The sequence below is a fragment of the Streptomyces sp. O3 genome, assembly GCF_054788135.1.
In genome coordinates this window covers 1-275 of record NZ_JBTVYK010000178.1, presented here as the reverse complement: position 1 = coordinate 275, position 275 = coordinate 1, and the positions used below count along the sequence as shown (strand labels likewise).

At 69.1% G+C, this 275-nt stretch carries 1 protein-coding gene; it reads left to right on the top strand.

Features of this window, described 5'->3' with window-relative positions; all coding sequences use genetic code 11:
• Positions 1 to 275 (top strand): ATP-binding protein (locus ACX6XY_RS30250; protein ID WP_460337866.1); only part of this gene is annotated, 275 nt, incomplete at both ends.

The following is a 275-nucleotide window of genomic DNA, read 5'->3' as shown; positions in this document are numbered from 1 at the left end:
GTGGACGGGACGATCTCCTTCCTTGAGGTGAACACCCGTCTGCAGGTGGAGCACCCGGTGACGGAGGAGGTCACCGGTCTGGATCTGGTGCGGGAGATGTTCCGGATCGCCGACGGCGAGGAGCTCGGCTACGGCGACCCGGCGGTACGCGGCCACTCCTTCGAGTTCCGTATCAACGGTGAGGATCCGGGGCGTAACTTCCTCCCGGCCCCCGGCACGGTGACGACGTTCGCCCCGCCGTCCGGACCCGGTGTGCGGCTGGACGCGGGCGTGGA